This window comes from Bacillus sp. A01H (assembly GCF_045277205.1).
Lineage (GTDB): Bacteria > Bacillota > Bacilli > Bacillales > Bacillaceae_G > Bacillus_A > Bacillus_A paranthracis.
This window is the reverse complement of record NZ_CP117702.1, coordinates 3,994,792-4,009,403: the sequence shown is the minus strand read 5'-3', so window position 1 is coordinate 4,009,403 and position 14,612 is coordinate 3,994,792. Positions and strand designations below refer to the sequence as shown.

General features: G+C 34.5%; 21 protein-coding genes. 15 read left to right on the top strand and 6 right to left on the bottom strand.

Annotated features, from left to right (window positions below; translation table 11 throughout):
• Window positions 1–88: 88 nt before the first annotated feature.
• The 3 genes from mtnK to PSR14_RS21110 all read left to right on the top strand — a co-directional run bounded on the left by mtnK (window position 89) and on the right by PSR14_RS21110 (window position 2,558).
• The gene (gene mtnK, locus PSR14_RS21120; protein WP_406644056.1) at window positions 89–1,270 is read left to right on the top strand and encodes an S-methyl-5-thioribose kinase; all 1,182 of its coding nucleotides are present in this window, start codon (window positions 89–91) and stop codon (window positions 1,268–1,270) included.
• Window positions 1,267–2,322 carry an S-methyl-5-thioribose-1-phosphate isomerase gene (mtnA, locus tag PSR14_RS21115; protein ID WP_000109054.1) on the top strand — a complete coding sequence of 352 codons (1,056 nt, stop codon included), beginning with the start codon at window positions 1,267–1,269 and terminating at the stop codon, window positions 2,320–2,322. Before mtnK ends, mtnA begins: the two co-directional genes overlap by 4 nt.
• Window positions 2,323–2,396: 74 nt before the next feature.
• On the top strand, window positions 2,397–2,558 hold the full coding sequence (locus tag PSR14_RS21110) for a YvrJ family protein (RefSeq protein WP_000393331.1): 162 nt from the start codon (window positions 2,397–2,399) through the stop codon (window positions 2,556–2,558).
• Between the two features lie 30 nt (window positions 2,559–2,588).
• Here the strand turns inward: PSR14_RS21110 and PSR14_RS21105 are convergent, their stop codons facing one another.
• A complete protein-coding gene (locus PSR14_RS21105; RefSeq protein ID WP_000258438.1) occupies window positions 2,589–3,365 on the bottom strand; it encodes a 3-hydroxybutyrate dehydrogenase in 777 nt (258 codons plus the stop codon).
• Window positions 3,366–3,560: 195 nt separating this feature from the next.
• Here PSR14_RS21105 and PSR14_RS21100 point away from each other — a divergent pair, with 195 nt between their 5' ends.
• The 4 genes from PSR14_RS21100 to PSR14_RS21085 are packed head-to-tail and all read left to right on the top strand — an operon-like array spanning window position 3,561 to window position 5,759.
• A complete protein-coding gene (locus PSR14_RS21100) occupies window positions 3,561–3,893 on the top strand; it encodes a PadR family transcriptional regulator (protein WP_000107963.1) in 333 nt (110 codons plus the stop codon).
• Entirely contained in the window at window positions 3,893–4,660 is a 768-nt protein-coding gene (locus PSR14_RS21095; protein ID WP_061535562.1) for a DUF1129 domain-containing protein, read from the top strand. Before PSR14_RS21100 ends, PSR14_RS21095 begins: the two co-directional genes overlap by 1 nt.
• A gap of 13 nt (window positions 4,661–4,673) precedes the next feature.
• Window positions 4,674–5,435: a DUF1129 domain-containing protein gene (locus PSR14_RS21090; RefSeq protein WP_061535561.1), complete on the top strand. Its 762-nt coding sequence runs from the start codon at window positions 4,674–4,676 to the stop codon at window positions 5,433–5,435.
• Window positions 5,436–5,486: 51 nt separating this feature from the next.
• Complete coding sequence (locus PSR14_RS21085) at window positions 5,487–5,759, top strand: hypothetical protein (protein WP_061535560.1); 273 nt, start codon at window positions 5,487–5,489, stop codon at window positions 5,757–5,759.
• 42 nt (window positions 5,760–5,801) lie between these two features.
• Here PSR14_RS21085 and PSR14_RS21080 read toward each other — a convergent pair whose 3' ends face one another.
• Window positions 5,802–6,419 carry an ImmA/IrrE family metallo-endopeptidase gene (locus PSR14_RS21080; protein ID WP_000371612.1) on the bottom strand — a complete coding sequence of 206 codons (618 nt, stop codon included), beginning with the start codon at window positions 6,417–6,419 and terminating at the stop codon, window positions 5,802–5,804.
• 160 nt (window positions 6,420–6,579) lie between these two features.
• Here PSR14_RS21080 and PSR14_RS21075 point away from each other — a divergent pair, with 160 nt between their 5' ends.
• The 3 genes from PSR14_RS21075 (at window position 6,580) to PSR14_RS21065 (ending at window position 8,745) form a co-directional block, all read left to right on the top strand.
• A complete protein-coding gene (locus PSR14_RS21075; RefSeq protein WP_000288327.1) occupies window positions 6,580–6,873 on the top strand; it encodes a DUF3928 family protein in 294 nt (97 codons plus the stop codon).
• A 107-nt stretch (window positions 6,874–6,980) separates the two neighbouring features.
• Window positions 6,981–7,430: an NUDIX hydrolase gene (locus PSR14_RS21070; RefSeq protein WP_000540525.1), complete on the top strand. Its 450-nt coding sequence runs from the start codon at window positions 6,981–6,983 to the stop codon at window positions 7,428–7,430.
• A gap of 139 nt (window positions 7,431–7,569) precedes the next feature.
• Window positions 7,570–8,745 carry an acetyl-CoA C-acetyltransferase gene (locus tag PSR14_RS21065; RefSeq protein WP_000552083.1) on the top strand — a complete coding sequence of 392 codons (1,176 nt, stop codon included), beginning with the start codon at window positions 7,570–7,572 and terminating at the stop codon, window positions 8,743–8,745.
• Between the two features lie 29 nt (window positions 8,746–8,774).
• On the opposite strand, the gene PSR14_RS21060 is transcribed toward PSR14_RS21065, so the two are convergent.
• Window positions 8,775–9,527 carry an AAA family ATPase gene (locus PSR14_RS21060; protein ID WP_000567994.1) on the bottom strand — a complete coding sequence of 251 codons (753 nt, stop codon included), beginning with the start codon at window positions 9,525–9,527 and terminating at the stop codon, window positions 8,775–8,777.
• Between the two features lie 10 nt (window positions 9,528–9,537).
• On the bottom strand, window positions 9,538–9,807 hold the full coding sequence (locus PSR14_RS21055) for a hypothetical protein (protein ID WP_000059970.1): 270 nt from the start codon (window positions 9,805–9,807) through the stop codon (window positions 9,538–9,540).
• A 148-nt stretch (window positions 9,808–9,955) separates the two neighbouring features.
• Here PSR14_RS21055 and PSR14_RS21050 point away from each other — a divergent pair, with 148 nt between their 5' ends.
• The gene (locus PSR14_RS21050) at window positions 9,956–10,684 is read left to right on the top strand and encodes a DUF4184 family protein (RefSeq protein ID WP_061535559.1); all 729 of its coding nucleotides are present in this window, start codon (window positions 9,956–9,958) and stop codon (window positions 10,682–10,684) included.
• Window positions 10,685–10,720: 36 nt separating this feature from the next.
• Window positions 10,721–11,485 carry a hypothetical protein gene (locus PSR14_RS21045; RefSeq protein ID WP_000973892.1) on the top strand — a complete coding sequence of 255 codons (765 nt, stop codon included), beginning with the start codon at window positions 10,721–10,723 and terminating at the stop codon, window positions 11,483–11,485.
• 46 nt (window positions 11,486–11,531) lie between these two features.
• On the opposite strand, the gene PSR14_RS21040 is transcribed toward PSR14_RS21045, so the two are convergent.
• Window positions 11,532–11,963, bottom strand: coding sequence for a DUF3997 domain-containing protein (locus PSR14_RS21040; RefSeq protein ID WP_000758783.1), 432 nt, complete (start codon window positions 11,961–11,963; stop codon window positions 11,532–11,534).
• 132 nt (window positions 11,964–12,095) lie between these two features.
• Between PSR14_RS21040 and PSR14_RS21035 the strand changes: the two genes are divergently transcribed.
• From PSR14_RS21035 to PSR14_RS21025, 3 genes are all read left to right on the top strand, one after another.
• Window positions 12,096–12,551: an RDD family protein gene (locus tag PSR14_RS21035; protein ID WP_000769088.1), complete on the top strand. Its 456-nt coding sequence runs from the start codon at window positions 12,096–12,098 to the stop codon at window positions 12,549–12,551.
• A gap of 174 nt (window positions 12,552–12,725) precedes the next feature.
• Window positions 12,726–12,824, top strand: a complete 99-nt coding sequence (locus tag PSR14_RS21030; protein WP_000145656.1) for a hypothetical protein — start codon at window positions 12,726–12,728, stop codon at window positions 12,822–12,824.
• A 64-nt stretch (window positions 12,825–12,888) separates the two neighbouring features.
• Window positions 12,889–13,398: an SDR family NAD(P)-dependent oxidoreductase gene (locus tag PSR14_RS21025; protein ID WP_000218426.1), complete on the top strand. Its 510-nt coding sequence runs from the start codon at window positions 12,889–12,891 to the stop codon at window positions 13,396–13,398.
• Between the two features lie 55 nt (window positions 13,399–13,453).
• On the opposite strand, the gene PSR14_RS21020 is transcribed toward PSR14_RS21025, so the two are convergent.
• Window positions 13,454–14,554 (bottom strand): ABC transporter ATP-binding protein, encoded by a 1,101-nt coding sequence (locus PSR14_RS21020; protein WP_000818923.1) that lies wholly within the window; start codon window positions 14,552–14,554, stop codon window positions 13,454–13,456.
• Window positions 14,555–14,612: the final 58 nt, after the last annotated feature.

The following is a 14,612-nucleotide window of genomic DNA, read 5'->3' as shown; positions in this document are numbered from 1 at the left end:
AGAAGATAAACTTCAAACCTCTTTCTTAGTGGAAAGAGGTTTTTTTGTGTTAGAAAAACCTCTGAATTAAAAAAAGGGGGAGAAGACGATGGGATATTATTCATTAACAGAAGTAACCGCTGTACAATATGCGAAAGAACATGGCTATTTTGAAAAGAAAGCAAATGTAGTTTGTCATGAAATTGGAGATGGAAATTTAAATTACGTGTTCAAATTAGATGATGGAGAGAAGTCTATTATAACAAAACAAGCACTACCATATGCGAAAGTAGTTGGTGAGAGCTGGCCGTTGTCTATAAAAAGAGCGACGATTGAAAGTAAGGCGCTGCAAATTTTTGCAAAGTATGTGCCGGAATATGTGCCGGTAGTGTATAGTCATGATGAAGAATTAGCGGTAACAATCATAGAAGACTTATCAAAATTAACTATTACAAGAAAAGGATTAATAGATGGAGAAGAGTATCCACTTCTATCCCAGCATATCGGTCGTTTTCTAGCGAATGTTTTATTTTATACTTCAGATTTTGGTTTACAGTCAGAAGAGAAAAGGGTACTAGAAGGTACATTTGTAAATCCAGACCTTTGCAAAATTACAGAAGATTTAGTGTTTACAGATCCGTTTGGGCATTACGATACGAATGATTATGAGTCGGAGTTACAATTGGCTGTAGATGAACTATGGAGTGATAAAACTTTAAAACTAAAAGTAGCGCAATATAAATATAAATTTTTAACGAGAAAAGAGGCACTCATTCATGGAGATTTACATACTGGAAGTATTTTTTCATCACCTTCTGAAACGAAAGTGATTGACCCAGAATTTGCAACGTACGGTCCATTTGGATTTGACATCGGGCAATTTATTGCAAATCTATTATTAAATGCTCTATCTAGAGAGGAAGAACAGAGAAGTGTGCTATTTTTCCATATTGAGAAAACATGGAGCTATTTCGTAGACACTTTTACGAAGTTATGGATTGGAGAAGGTGTAGAAGCATATACGAAAGAGAAACAATGGTTGCCGATTATTTTGCAAAATATTTTTACGGATGTGGTCGGATTTGCTGGATGTGAGCTTATCCGAAGAACAATTGGCTTAGCACATGTAGCTGATTTAGATGAAATAGCAAATAAAGAAACGAGAATTCAAGCTAAGAAACAAGCGTTATCCTTAGGTAGAGAACTAATAAAATATGAATCTAAAAACGCTGATATTCAACTGTTCCGATCATTATTCCAACAGACAGTTTCTGGAGGGGTAAAAGCATGAGTACAGTTGTTACGATTCCGAGGTCTGTCAGTTGGAAAGGTGATGCCATTGCAGTATTAAATCAAACAAAGTTGCCGCATAGCACAGAATACAAAACATTAACGACGATTGAAGAGGTATGGAAAAGTATTGTCATGCTAGAAGTACGAGGAGCACCTGCAATTGGAATTGTAGCTGCATTTGGCTTGGCGCTTGCATCAAAAAAATATACTACTTTACATATTGAAGAATTTCAAAAGAAGTTTAATAGAGATTGTAATTATTTAGGGACGTCACGCCCGACAGCAGTCAATTTATTTTGGGCAATCGATCGTATGAGAGAATCTATTCAAGAAATTACTACAATAAAAGAAGCGCAAAAAATATTAGAAGAAGAAGCGCTTCGTATTCAGCAAGAAGATGAAGCGGTATGCCGAAGTATTGGAGAACATGCATTAACATGCTTTAAAGACGGTGATAACATTTTAACAATTTGTAACGCTGGCAGTATTGCAACTGCTAAATATGGTACTGCATTAGCACCGTTTTATATTGGGAAAGAAAAAGGTGTACATTTACATGCATATGCATGTGAAACGAGACCGGTTTTACAAGGCGGTCGCTTAACGACTTGGGAATTAAAACAGGCAGGTATTGATGTAACACTTATTACAGATAATACGGCAGCTCATGCTATTCAAACGAAAGAAATCAACGCAATTATTGTAGGAGCGGACCGAATTGTCGCAAATGGGGATACAGCAAATAAAATCGGAACGATGAATTTAGCTATATTAGCAAAGTATTTCGATATCCCGTTCTACGTTGCAGCTCCACTATCTACATTTGATATTACGAAACAAACAGGTGCAGAAATTGTTATTGAAGAAAGAGATGAAACAGAAGTTACGAAAATTTTTGGGAAACAGGTAACGCCAGTTGGAACTACTGTTTATAATCCTGCATTTGATGTAACACCGAATGAATTAATTACAGGTATTATTACTGAGCAAGGTATTATACGTGGAGATTATAAGCGAGAAATTGCATCATTGTTCGAAAAAACAAGCTAATACATAATAGCTTGTTTTTCTATGCCTAAATGTGTTCTTTTTTCTTATTTATATAATGAAAGGAGGAGAAAAAGATGGAAGAGTGGATCAAGATGATAGGTAATGTAGGGTTTCCAATTGTTGTAACATTATATTTACTTCATCGAATTGAAAGTAAATTAGATGGGGTAATTGTTGCAATAGAGAAGTTGCCACGGCAATTACTACAGTATGATGATCCTCGCGATAAAAAATAAAGTTTGCTCTTCGTGAGCAAACTTTATTTTTTATTGAGCAGTATAACCACCATCGATAACGACAGCTTGTCCAGTTATACCTTTAGCTTTTTCGCTCGCTAAAAACATCGCATAATCAGCAATCTCTTGTACTTGTAATAAGCGTTTTTGTGGGACAAGTGGATAAATGACATCCTCTAAAACATTTTCAAGTGGTACATTTCGTGTAGTGGCCAAGTCTTGTAATTGATTCCGTACGAGAGGGGTATCGACATAACCGGGACAAAGCGCATTAACAGTAATTCCGTGAGTAGCCCCTTCTAAAGCGGCAACTTTTGTTAATCCAATTACACCATGTTTTGCGCTATTATAAGCAGCTTTTCCAGCGAATCCAACGAGGCCATTAATGGAAGCTACATTAATAATTCGGCCATATTTTTGCTTTTTCATAATGGGAAAGGCATGCTTAACGGCGATAAAAGGAGCGATTTGCATAATTTTAATTAGTAGCTCGAATTTTTCGGTTGGAAAATCTTCAATTGGTGAAACGTGTTGCATGCCTGCATTATTAATTAATATGTCTAATGAACCGAAATGAGTAACAGTTTGAGAAATGGATGCTTCTATTTCTTCTTCGGATGTAACATCACATTTTAAGCCGATAGCTTGAAAGCCCTCTTTTTGTAGTTGTTCAGCAGCTTCTTTTGCACGTTCTTCAAGACGATCGGTAATAACAACTTTTGCCCCTTCTTTTGCAAAAGCGTTTCCCATTTCATATCCAATACCACTTGCAGCACCTGTTAAAAAAACAACTCGATTTGTAACCATGATGAAAAACATCCCTTCGTAATAAAGTTCTCATATTGCTCTATTTAGAGAGTGGATAAGAAAAATCCTGCAAAGATTTGGAAAAATATTGTTAGCTATCTTGTTTTGCAAAATAGTCTCTGCTATACTATTTTGTAAAGCAAGATACTTACGCTTATCTATCTTGTAAAACAAGATAGTAGGAGGATTTGAATTATGTCGACAAGTCAAATGCTGAAAGGGATTTTAGAAGGATGCTTACTTGCTATTATTTCTGAAGGTGAAATATACGGTTATGAAATGAGTGAGAAGCTAGCAAAGTATGGCTTTACAATGGCGAGTGAGGGAAGTATTTATCCGTTATTAATACGAATGCAAAAAGAAGGATTCATAAAAAGTGTAATGAAGGAATCCCCATCTGGTCCAAAACGGAAGTATTACACGTTAACAGAAGATGGCGAAGATGCACTGGATGAATTTATGGATCGCTGGGAAGCGATGCAAAGTAGTGTGGAACGTCTACTTGAAGGGAAGGGGAGAAGAAAATAATGCTATCAAATGAAGCACGAAAGTTTTTATTAGATATGAGGTTGTTTTTGACTGCAAAGAGTGTGAAAGAAAGCGATATTGAAAGCTTTATTGAAGACGCAGAACTTCATTTAATAGAAGGTGAGAGTAATGGAAAAAGCGTAGAAGAAATTTTCGGAAGCTCACCGAAAGAATACGCAAATGAACTTGTAAAAGTGATGGAAAGAGATAGACAGGAAACGTGGAAGCAAATTGGTTTTACAGTAATGAATATCGTATCGTTTTGGATTATTGCTTCTGTTCTAATAGTAAATAACGGACTATTACAGATGTCACTTATTCAGTGCGTTGGATATAGTTTGTCATTAATTTTAGTTGTGATAGGTCCTAATTTTCTACTTCGCAAAATGACTTTCGTAACAAGTTTTACAAAAACATGGTTTGCTATGTGGTCGTTAGTCATAATCACACCAATGTTTCTAATAGGGGCTGTAACGATATTAGATGTGATTTATCCTACAAAAATGTTTATATTCACCCAAATGCAAAGTTATATATTAGCTGGTAGTATTTTCATCATTACAGTAGCAATAAATATATATTTTAATGGATGGTTTAAAAACTTATATTTAATCATCCCGCTTTCTATTATGTTAGTGTTTAAAACATTTACATCAGAAGACCTTGTTCCAATGTTATTTCAAATTATATGTTTATACGGAAGTTTGTTTATTTTAATTTTTGTTGAAATTATGATGAAGACGAATAGAAGAGAAGCGATTAAATAAGGGAGGGAGTATCATGCAGATTTCTAAAGAAGGAGAAAAGTTTTTAATCGATACGAAAGTGTATTTAACAACAAAAGGAATGAAAGAAGAAGATGTGGATGCCTTTTTAGAAGATGCAGAGCTTCATTTAATAGAAGGTGAGAAAGAGGGAAAGACGGTAAGTGATATATTTGGTGATTCACCAAAAGAGTATGCGGAAGAATTAGCGAAAGAGATGGAGAAAGATAAAGGCGGGAGTATAAAGAATATTTTAGGAATGATAATTGGTATTGGCGGGTATTGGTTACTTACAAATATTTTATTTGAAAGCCCAAATCATGAATTTACATTAACGAATGTACAATTAATTGGATACCCAATTGTTTTAATGATTACGATTGTAGGAATTATATTTGCTTTTAAAATGTCTTCATTTAAGAGTAAAATAAAAGAGTTTAGCATTCTTTATGTGGCATCTTTGCTACCAATTTTATTACTAGTATTATTAATGTTTATGAATAAATGGTATGGGACACCTGTATTACAATTAACGACTATACAAAGTTATATACTAGCTGGAGTTATCTTGTTAGTACTGTTAATTGGGGAAGCGTACATACTTGGCTGGATTGGGATATTAGCTGTTATTGTCCCGCTATTCATTATGTTTGTATTTAAAGAATTAGGGAAGAACAACCCATATTGGGGAATGTTAGAGCCGTTACTTCTGTACGGAAGTTTATATGTATTAATGAGATGGTCTTTGAAAATTGAGGAGAAAAAAACTGTAAGCTAGCTTTATATTAATAGCGAACGAACTGAATTTTTTATTAAGAGGAGAACAAATATGCAAAGTATATTTCTAGGTATATTGTCTATTACATTTTTAGGTTTAACGATTTTTGGGCTATATACTACCTTTTCTAAAAAGGTACACGATGACTATTTCGATACTTTATTAGATGACACATCAGGTTATGTTTTGTTCTTCAGTTTAATAGGAAAGTGGCTGCTCCGGATATGCAAAAAATTATTTCCAAAGAAATATTATATAGAGATTTTTAAAGTAATTGTATTTATGTTTAGTTGTATATTTGCATCCGTTGCAGCCGGAATGTAGTTTATTAATTGGAATCTATTGTTTTAAACAGTAACAAAATCGTTACTGTTTTTTTCTTTGCAATAAAGAGCTTTGTAAAGAGAGAGCTTTTTGTTCGTTCGTTAATAGAGACTGAATATGGACATTTTCAGGGCGAGGGACGATCGGATACATAAGATTTGTTGGAGAAGGATGGTGCTCCGAGCCAGTTGGGGAATGAGGATCTGCGTGAGTAAGTTTTCCGTGAACACGTCTTGTAAATAAAATATGACCAATTTCATGAGCGAGCGTATATATATTTTTCATAGGAGCAGCCGAGTTTGTTAAAACGATATACCCTGTAAGTTGCTGTTGTTTTGCTAAAGAGTAGGCACAGGCAATTACTGCTGTTTCTTTGAAATAATCACTGCCAATATAACAAATGTAAAGGTCGCATTCAGGAGCTTCATTTACACAAGTTTGAAAAAAGGATGCTAATTTTTCCTGACTTTGAATAGAATCTTTATAACTAATTTCACGGTCAGAAAAACGAAAAAGTTCATTTAAAACAATTACTTCTTGAATTTGAAATGTAATGGGGTGCCAAATTGATTCTGCAACTGCTAAATCTTTTGCAATACGGTCATCAGAAATATCGGCGCCTGGCGTAATGCAAATACATATATTGACGTATGGATCCATAAGGAACACCTCAACTGAAAAAATTCTTTCTATAATATATGTTGGGAAAAGATCCTATGTATGGATAAACGCCTTGTTTATTACAAGTCGAAAAAATTTCATAGTTCTATAACATGGTTTGGCTGTCTTTTTGATATAGTAAAGGAAAGGGGGAGAATATATGTATACATTAAAAATCGTTTCAGACAGAGAAGCACTGTATCAATTTGCAAGTTATGTAAGAGTTGTACAAGGGGTGGAAGATGTATATGTAGAGGTGGGAGAACCTTTATATGAACATCCTTTAATGAAATTTTATGTACATATTAAGCTTGAGGAAACATATGAGCAACATAAAGCGTTACAAGAAATAGCAAGATTAGTAGAATTAGGGCGTTTTACATATGTCCATTATCGTAATGATGAAATAGAAGAAGCTTTTGAAGCTGTAAAATATGAAAGTTTTAAGAAATAAAGGTGAAAAAAGGGAGCGAAAGCTTCCTTTTTTCTTTAAAATTACATCAACAAAAGGAGAAAAATTTTGTTATGATAAGGGAGGGTGAGGAAAGGAGAGTTTACATATTGGGGTATATTGAAGAGTTACGCAAAGTCGTTGGTACAAGGCCGCTTATTCTAGTAGGATCAGCAATTATTATCTTAAATGATAATCAAGAAGTATTGCTTCAATATCGTTCAGATACATATGATTGGGGTGTACCTGGCGGGGCGATGGAGCTAGGAGAAACTACAGAAGAAACTGCTCGTAGAGAACTATTTGAAGAGACGGGACTAAATGCGAAAATTATGCAATTTATCGGGGTTCTTTCGGGAAAAGAAGTGTACTTCCAATATCCAAATGGAGATGAAATTTTTAATGTCATTCATCTGTATCAGGGGCATCATGTGAGCGGGGAATTAAGGCTTGACCATGAAGGATTACAGCTTCAATATTTTCCTGTAGATAAGTTACCGAATTTGAATAAAACAACTGAGAGAATTTTACAAAAATTTCTATATGCATTAACAGAATAGAAGGTTAATTCCTTCTATTTTTATTATATTAAATATTTTGATTTTTTAGTATGTTTATAGTATGATAAGTGTAGACATACATCTTATGGAATTTCACCTAAAAACTGACTAGGGTACATAAGAGAGGGGCAAGTGCAAAATGCATAATGTTGTTATTACAGCTGCAGTTCGTTCGCCAATTGGAACTTTTGGGGGAGCGCTAAAAAATGTAACGCCAGTAGAATTAGCTGTTCCTGTACTTCAGGAAGCTGTAAAACGAGGCGGGGTAGAACCACACGAAGTTGATGAAGTGATTTTAGGTCATTGTATTCAAAGAACTGATGAAGCAAATACGGCAAGAACGGCTGCATTAGCGGCAGGATTTCCTGACACAGTTACAGGTTATACAATCCAACGCCAATGTTCTTCAGGTATGCAAGCAATTATGTCGGCTGCAATGCAAATTCAATTAGGTGTAAGTGAAGTTGTCGTTGCAGGTGGAGTAGAAGCAATGAGTTCAAGCCCTTATGCATTAAAACAACACCGCTGGGGACAACGCCTACAACACGGAGAAATTCGTGATACGGTGTGGGAAGTATTAGAAGATCCAATTCATCATATTATGATGGGGGAAACAGCGGAAAATTTAGTTGAACAATATGAAATTACAAGAGAGGAACAAGATGAAGTTGCGCTTCGTAGTCATACATTGGCATTGAAGGCAATCGAGTCTGGATACTTTGACGATCAAATTGTTCCTATTACAATAAAAGAACGTAGAAAAGAAGTAGTATTTTCAAAGGATGAACATCCACGTGCTGACATTACAGCAGAAAAATTAGCAGGATTAAAACCAGCTTTCCGTAAAGACGGATCTGTAACGGCAGGGAATGCATCTGGCCTGAATGACGGAAGTGCGGTTCTAGTATTAATGAGCGAAGAAAAAGCGAAAGAAAAAGGCTTACAACCGTTAGCTAGAATTGTTGGATATTCAGTAGCTGGAGTAGATCCTAAAATTATGGGTATTGGACCAGCACCAGCAATTCGTAAAGGGTTAGAAAAAGTAGATTGGTCATTAGAAGATGCAGATTTACTGGAAATTAATGAAGCTTTCGCTGCACAATACTTAGCTGTAGAGAAAGAATTAGGTTTAGATCGTGAAAAAGTGAATGTAAACGGTAGTGGTGTAGGACTTGGACATCCAATCGGTTGTACAGGAGCTCGTATTACTGTAAGTTTAATTCATGAATTAAAAAGACGCGGGTTAGAAAAAGGAATTGCCTCTCTATGCGTCGGCGGCGGTATTGGAGTAGCATTATTTATAGAAGCACTATAAAAAAGAAGCAGCAATCGCTGCTTCTTTTTTTATGATTCAAATAAATGATGAAATAATCGATCACGATTTTCAAAGAAAAGTTTCGTCGTTTGGTAATGCTCAGTTTCTTCTAATGTGGATTCATGAATCCCTTCTTGTGTTAAAGAATATATAGTGGATTCAGGATAAGCCATTAAAATAGGAGAATGCGTTGCGATAACAAATTGTGAACCTTGTTCCGCTAGTTCATGCATTCGAATGAGCATAGAAAGTTGTCTCATTGGTGATAGAGCGGCCTCGGGCTCATCTAAAATGTATAAGCCTTGTCCTGAAAAACGATTCATAAATAAGGAGAAAAATGACTCACCGTGTGATTGGGCGTGTAGTGAAGTACCACCATATGAGTCAATAATTGGATTTCCACGTGCTTCTGAATCGGCATCCATTTCATCAATATAAGAAGCAACATTATAAAACGATTCAGCACGAAGAAAGAAACCATCGTTTGGTGTATTGAAACTTTTGGAAATTCGAAGATGTTCATGTAAAGATGAATGTGAATCGTTTGTACTAAAACGGAAGTTTTTCGTTCCACCTTCTGCATTAAATCCTAAAGCAATTGCAATCGCTTCGAGTAATGTTGACTTCCCCGTTCCGTTTTCTCCAATAATGAATGTTACATTTGGATGGAAAGCTAGTGATTGTAATGTTCGAATAGCGGGTAAACAGTAAGGATATGCGGAGAAACTAGGGATATTTTCTTTTTTTAATGTGACATTTTGTAAAAAGGGTACGTCAATCAATATAGAAACCTCAATTCATAACGGATTTTGATTCTAAAAAAGCAGCAAATACAAGGGTAAGACAACTTGCAAATAGTATTGTATATTGAAGTGCGCCAAAGCCAAGACCTTCCCAGCCGAAAGTCATTCTCTTCCATATGAAAATAAAAAGAATGCTTATAAAACCAACGAGAGCAGGTATATATTTTATAATTTTGTAGTGCTTCCATAGATAGAAGCCAATGTATGTACTTAAAAACAAGGTAAACAGAACAAGAAAAAAGACAAGTGTTAATGACACGTGAATCCCTCCTTATTTTCTGAATATTTTATGTGGATTATATCATTTAAACTATCATATTCCAATGTGAAAATAAATATTGCATGGAGATTATTCATGTCGTTATGATAGTATGTAATCTATTGTAATTATAAAAAGGAGTTAAAACATGCCGTTTACATTTGCACATCCAGCAGCAGTTCTTCCTTTTGCAAAAAAGTATTCTCAACATATTTCAGTAACGGCTCTTATATTAGGTAGTATGGCGCCTGACTTTGAATATTTCCTACACTTTAGACCGTATGGTGTAATTGGGCATACGTGGCTTGGATTCTTATATTTTAATTTACCACTCGTATTTTTATTAGCATACATATATCACTACATTTTAAAAAAGCCGTTTATAACACATTTACCTAAACCATTTGCTGGCTACTATACATATGCAGTAGATGAGAGGTGGGGGCTTTACACAAGGAAAGATTTCTTTGTATTTTGTTATTCAGCATTATTCGGTATGTTAACGCATGTTGTTTGGGATGCATTCACTCATAAGACAGGCTATTTTGTTATGAAAATACCATTATTGCAAAGAGAATGGTACGGTATCTCTGTTTATAAATATATGCAACATGGAAGTACATGTATTGGTTTTCTGTTATTAGTATACGTTTTATGGAAGTGTAGAAATGCAATGGGTAAAGACCTTATTTTAGCTTTGGAAAAAATAAAATATTGGATTTCGGTAATTGTTGTGGCAACTATTATATTTATCGTGCACGCGTTCGTAGATCCCTATTTTCATATTTTCCAAATAGGGGGTATAATAGTATCTGGACTGACAAGTTCGTTTTGTGGACTTCTCATTGTTTCTATAGTTTACAAAGCAAAGGACTAATTAATATTAATGAATGATAGTGTTAGGAGAAATTATATGATGAAAGCATGGAAAAGTATTTTTGTTTTATGTAGTTTTCTTCTTATGTTAAGTGGTTGCTTCCATCAAGAAGAAAAGAAAGCTGAACCGAAGAAGAAAGAATCTATTCCTGAAACAAAAGAATATGGTGGGCGTGAGCTGAAAAAAGTAGGACAAAAAGTGAAAGAAACAGGATGGGGTACTTTTAAATTAGAACAAATTCATTCTGTGAATCAAACATTTGAAGTAGCACCAATGAAAATTCACGTACAAGATGTGAAAGTAATCTCTTTATCGCAGATGAGTAAAGATGCAAAAAATACATTAAAAGTATATACGGCATTAACTCCTGAAGAAGTAAAGCGTAGATTAGGAGATAAAGTCAGTCAAGAAGATGCGGAGTTATATGCATCGCTAAGTGGTACAGAGATTAGTGATACGATTCGTTACGTTGAAATTACATATAAGGTGGAAAATAGCGGGAATAAAAATATACAATTTTTCTCTATGAATGATGTTGCGATTAATGATAAACAACATTTTAAAGTAGCAACGCAAAACTTTTTATATGATGAAGATACGCTCGTTGGTACAAAAAATGTATCAAGGGAAGACTATAAGCCAGGTGAAACAAGAGATGGTATTATCGGCCTAATACTTGATGATGGAAAAGAAAAGGTAAAGGATATTAAATTTACAACAGATAATGTAATCGCAGCAAATACAGAAACGCAAGATGTTGTAAAAGAGCCACAAACTTTTAATATCTCACTTTCTGAGTAAGTTGTTTTTAAATATATGCAAGAAAAAACAGTCAGTGCTCAAACTATTATGCTGACTGTTTTTTCTGTTCTTCTATGTATGAATCTACACTTTGAAAAGGTACCTTAATTTTAAACGCATCTTTTTGTTCATGAAATTGTTTTTCATTATAGGGGCCAAAACGTTTATTATGCTTTACGTCAATAATCCAATAATGCTCGCTTTTTTTATTTGCAATTGCTGCGTCAGGATTATTAGGATCTGACTTTTCCTCAGTTTGTTTTGCAATAATGTATTTATCATCCCAGGCTATGTCTGTAATTTTTGCAGGAATGTATTGTGTGGCATATACAGCATCTTGCGTGGGGAAAAGTTCAAATGCATTTCCAGAAGTACGTATGAGTTCGTATTCATCGTTAATCGTATATGTTATATGATTTGTATTTCCAGCACAACCGGCTAATAGGAATGCGACGAATAGGATTATCCATTTTTTCAATATGGGAACCTCCTTTACAATGCTGTTGTAACACATTGTACAAGAAAAGTAAGAGAAACGCTAGTTTACAATGTTTTTTAGAAGTGGTACGATGAGACGGGTAAAGAAGGATATGAAGGAGTCGACATAAAAATGAAGTTAAAGATGCATCGTCCAGCGCTTGTAATGAACCGCATAGGTGCTTCCCTAATTGACATGTTTTTAATCTCGGTTATGTATGGTGCAGTAGTAGCTGTTATGACTGGAAATTATAGTGCTATTTTTAATCGCTTTAATATTAGTTTTGGCGATTATAGATATGATCTTGCAGTAGTTTTTATATTAATGGCGATATATTTTATTTTGCTACCCTTTATTTGGAACGGTGTAACACTTGGTAAAAAGGTAACGAGAATAAAATTAATTTCATTGAAGAGTGAAAAGTTAACATTACAAACATTAACGATTCGTTTTTTTGTATTGTTATTACCGAACATATTACTGCTTGGAATTCCGATATTATGTAACGTATATATGATGTTATTCCGCAAAGATAATTGTGGTTTTCAGGATTTAATTACAAAAACGAAAGTGATAAGTCTTGTATAACAAAAAGAGACCTTTGTATATACAAAGGTCTCTTTTTGTTATACAAATATATTTTAATGGATATATAATAGGGAAAAAGTTAATCTATATCATTTTCGGATTTAATAGATTGAAAATTAAGAAAATGTTATAATGATTAAAATAATATGTTTATATAATAAGGGGGAAATTGAAATGACTGGAGGTAGCGTAATCTTTTGGGGGATTTTAATTTTCATCGGTTTAGTTTTCGATCAGCGTAATAGTAAGAAAAAAGAAGGAATAAAAAAGTAACCGTTTACAAATGAATAAGCAACTTTTCTTGCTTGCAGACTAATCTCATAAAGGAGTATACTGAATGACGGTAAGACTTATAGAAGGGGTAATGAAAATGAAGCTTGCAGGAAAAGTTGCTATCGTAACTGGCGGTGGCATCGGTATTGGACGTAATACAGCTCTTTTGTTGGCTAAACAAGGCGCAAAAGTAATTGTGACGGACATTGATCAAGAAAGTGGACAAGCAACAGTGGAGGAAATTACGAATCTAGGCGGAGAAGCACTTTTTGTATCCTATAATATGGAAAAACAAGGAGATTGGCAACGCGTAATCAGCATTACTTTGAATGCATTCAGTCGCATTGATATGCTTTTTCAAAATGCTGGTTTATATAAAATAGATTCTATATTTTCACGCCAACAAGAGAACGATTCCAATGTACTTTGTATTAATGACGTATGGATAGAGATAAAACAATTAACGTCATCTTTTATGAAACAGCAAGAAGAAGTGGTGCTAAGTGACTTACCGATTTTCGGTATTATTAGCACGAAAGGACAATCATTTCATACAGTAGAAGCCCTCGTATAATAGTGAAAACCGCCCTCAATATATGTGGACGGTTTTTTTGTATGAAAATTATTTTTTAACGAATGCGTTGTTCGTTTTGACTATCAAAGAAATGCGCTTTATTCATATCAAATGCTAGTTTAATTTGGTCACCAGGTGAAAATGTATGTCTTGCATCAACACGTGCTGCAAAATCTTGATTTCCAAGTTTCATATATAAAATAGATTCAGCACCTAATAACTCAGCAACTTCAATTTTTGTTGTGAAGGCAGTAGATTGTGAAGCTTCTAAAAATAATAGTTCATCATGAATGTCCTCAGGACGAATACCTAAAACAATGTCTTTATTTACATAGCCTTGTTCACGTAATATCTTCATTTTTCCTTCAGTTACTTTAATTTTTGCAGCATTGTCTATAACGAAATCGGTTTCAGTTAATTTACCACGGAAGAAATTCATCGCTGGAGAGCCGATAAATCCACCAACAAAAATGTTTTCAGGTGTTTCATATACTTCTTTTGGAGTACCGATTTGTTGAATTTTTCCGTCTTTCATAACAACAAGACGAGAAGCCATTGTCATCGCTTCAGTTTGATCATGCGTTACATAAATTGTTGTCGTACCAAGGCGGTGGTGTAACTTAGAAATTTCTGAGCGCATTGCAACACGTAATTTAGCGTCTAAGTTAGATAATGGCTCATCCATTAAGAACACTTTCGCGTCTCGAACGATTGCTCTCCCTAACGCAACACGTTGACGTTGTCCACCAGATAATGCTTTCGGTTTTCTATCTAAATATTGTTCCAGTCCTAAAATTTTTGCTGCATCTTTTACACGACGATCAATTTCATCTTTTGGTATTTTTCTAAGTTTTAATCCAAATGCCATATTATCATATACACTCATATGTGGATATAGGGCATAGTTTTGGAAGACCATTGCGATATCGCGATCTTTTGGAGGGACATCATTCATTAGCTTACCATCAATTGAAAACTCTCCTTTTGAAATATCTTCTAGTCCAGCAACCATTCGTAATGTTGTAGATTTTCCGCATCCAGAAGGACCGACAAATACGATAAATTCTTTATCTTGAATGTGTAAATTGAAGTCTGTTACAGCTGTTACATTATTATCATATATTTTATAAATGTTTTCTAATTTCAGTTCTGCCATGGTATTTCCCCCTAGAAATAATTATGCAAACGTTTTCTTTGAGTTCATTATAAACGAA

Coding starts and splice junctions, on each gene's coding strand:
- mtnK (WP_406644056.1), top strand. CDS start 89: ATGGGATATTATTCATTAACAGAAGTAACCGCTGTACAATATGCGAAA.
- mtnA (WP_000109054.1), top strand. CDS start 1,267: ATGAGTACAGTTGTTACGATTCCGAGGTCTGTCAGTTGGAAAGGTGAT.
- PSR14_RS21110 (WP_000393331.1), top strand. CDS start 2,397: ATGGAAGAGTGGATCAAGATGATAGGTAATGTAGGGTTTCCAATTGTT.
- PSR14_RS21105 (WP_000258438.1), bottom strand. CDS start 3,365: ATGGTTACAAATCGAGTTGTTTTTTTAACAGGTGCTGCAAGTGGTATT.
- PSR14_RS21100 (WP_000107963.1), top strand. CDS start 3,561: ATGTCGACAAGTCAAATGCTGAAAGGGATTTTAGAAGGATGCTTACTT.
- PSR14_RS21095 (WP_061535562.1), top strand. CDS start 3,893: ATGCTATCAAATGAAGCACGAAAGTTTTTATTAGATATGAGGTTGTTT.
- PSR14_RS21090 (WP_061535561.1), top strand. CDS start 4,674: ATGCAGATTTCTAAAGAAGGAGAAAAGTTTTTAATCGATACGAAAGTG.
- PSR14_RS21085 (WP_061535560.1), top strand. CDS start 5,487: ATGCAAAGTATATTTCTAGGTATATTGTCTATTACATTTTTAGGTTTA.
- PSR14_RS21080 (WP_000371612.1), bottom strand. CDS start 6,419: ATGGATCCATACGTCAATATATGTATTTGCATTACGCCAGGCGCCGAT.
- PSR14_RS21075 (WP_000288327.1), top strand. CDS start 6,580: ATGTATACATTAAAAATCGTTTCAGACAGAGAAGCACTGTATCAATTT.
- PSR14_RS21065 (WP_000552083.1), top strand. CDS start 7,570: ATGCATAATGTTGTTATTACAGCTGCAGTTCGTTCGCCAATTGGAACT.
- PSR14_RS21050 (WP_061535559.1), top strand. CDS start 9,956: ATGCCGTTTACATTTGCACATCCAGCAGCAGTTCTTCCTTTTGCAAAA.
- PSR14_RS21045 (WP_000973892.1), top strand. CDS start 10,721: ATGATGAAAGCATGGAAAAGTATTTTTGTTTTATGTAGTTTTCTTCTT.
- PSR14_RS21035 (WP_000769088.1), top strand. CDS start 12,096: ATGAAGTTAAAGATGCATCGTCCAGCGCTTGTAATGAACCGCATAGGT.
- PSR14_RS21030 (WP_000145656.1), top strand. CDS start 12,726: ATGACTGGAGGTAGCGTAATCTTTTGGGGGATTTTAATTTTCATCGGT.
- PSR14_RS21025 (WP_000218426.1), top strand. CDS start 12,889: ATGACGGTAAGACTTATAGAAGGGGTAATGAAAATGAAGCTTGCAGGA.
- PSR14_RS21020 (WP_000818923.1), bottom strand. CDS start 14,554: ATGGCAGAACTGAAATTAGAAAACATTTATAAAATATATGATAATAAT.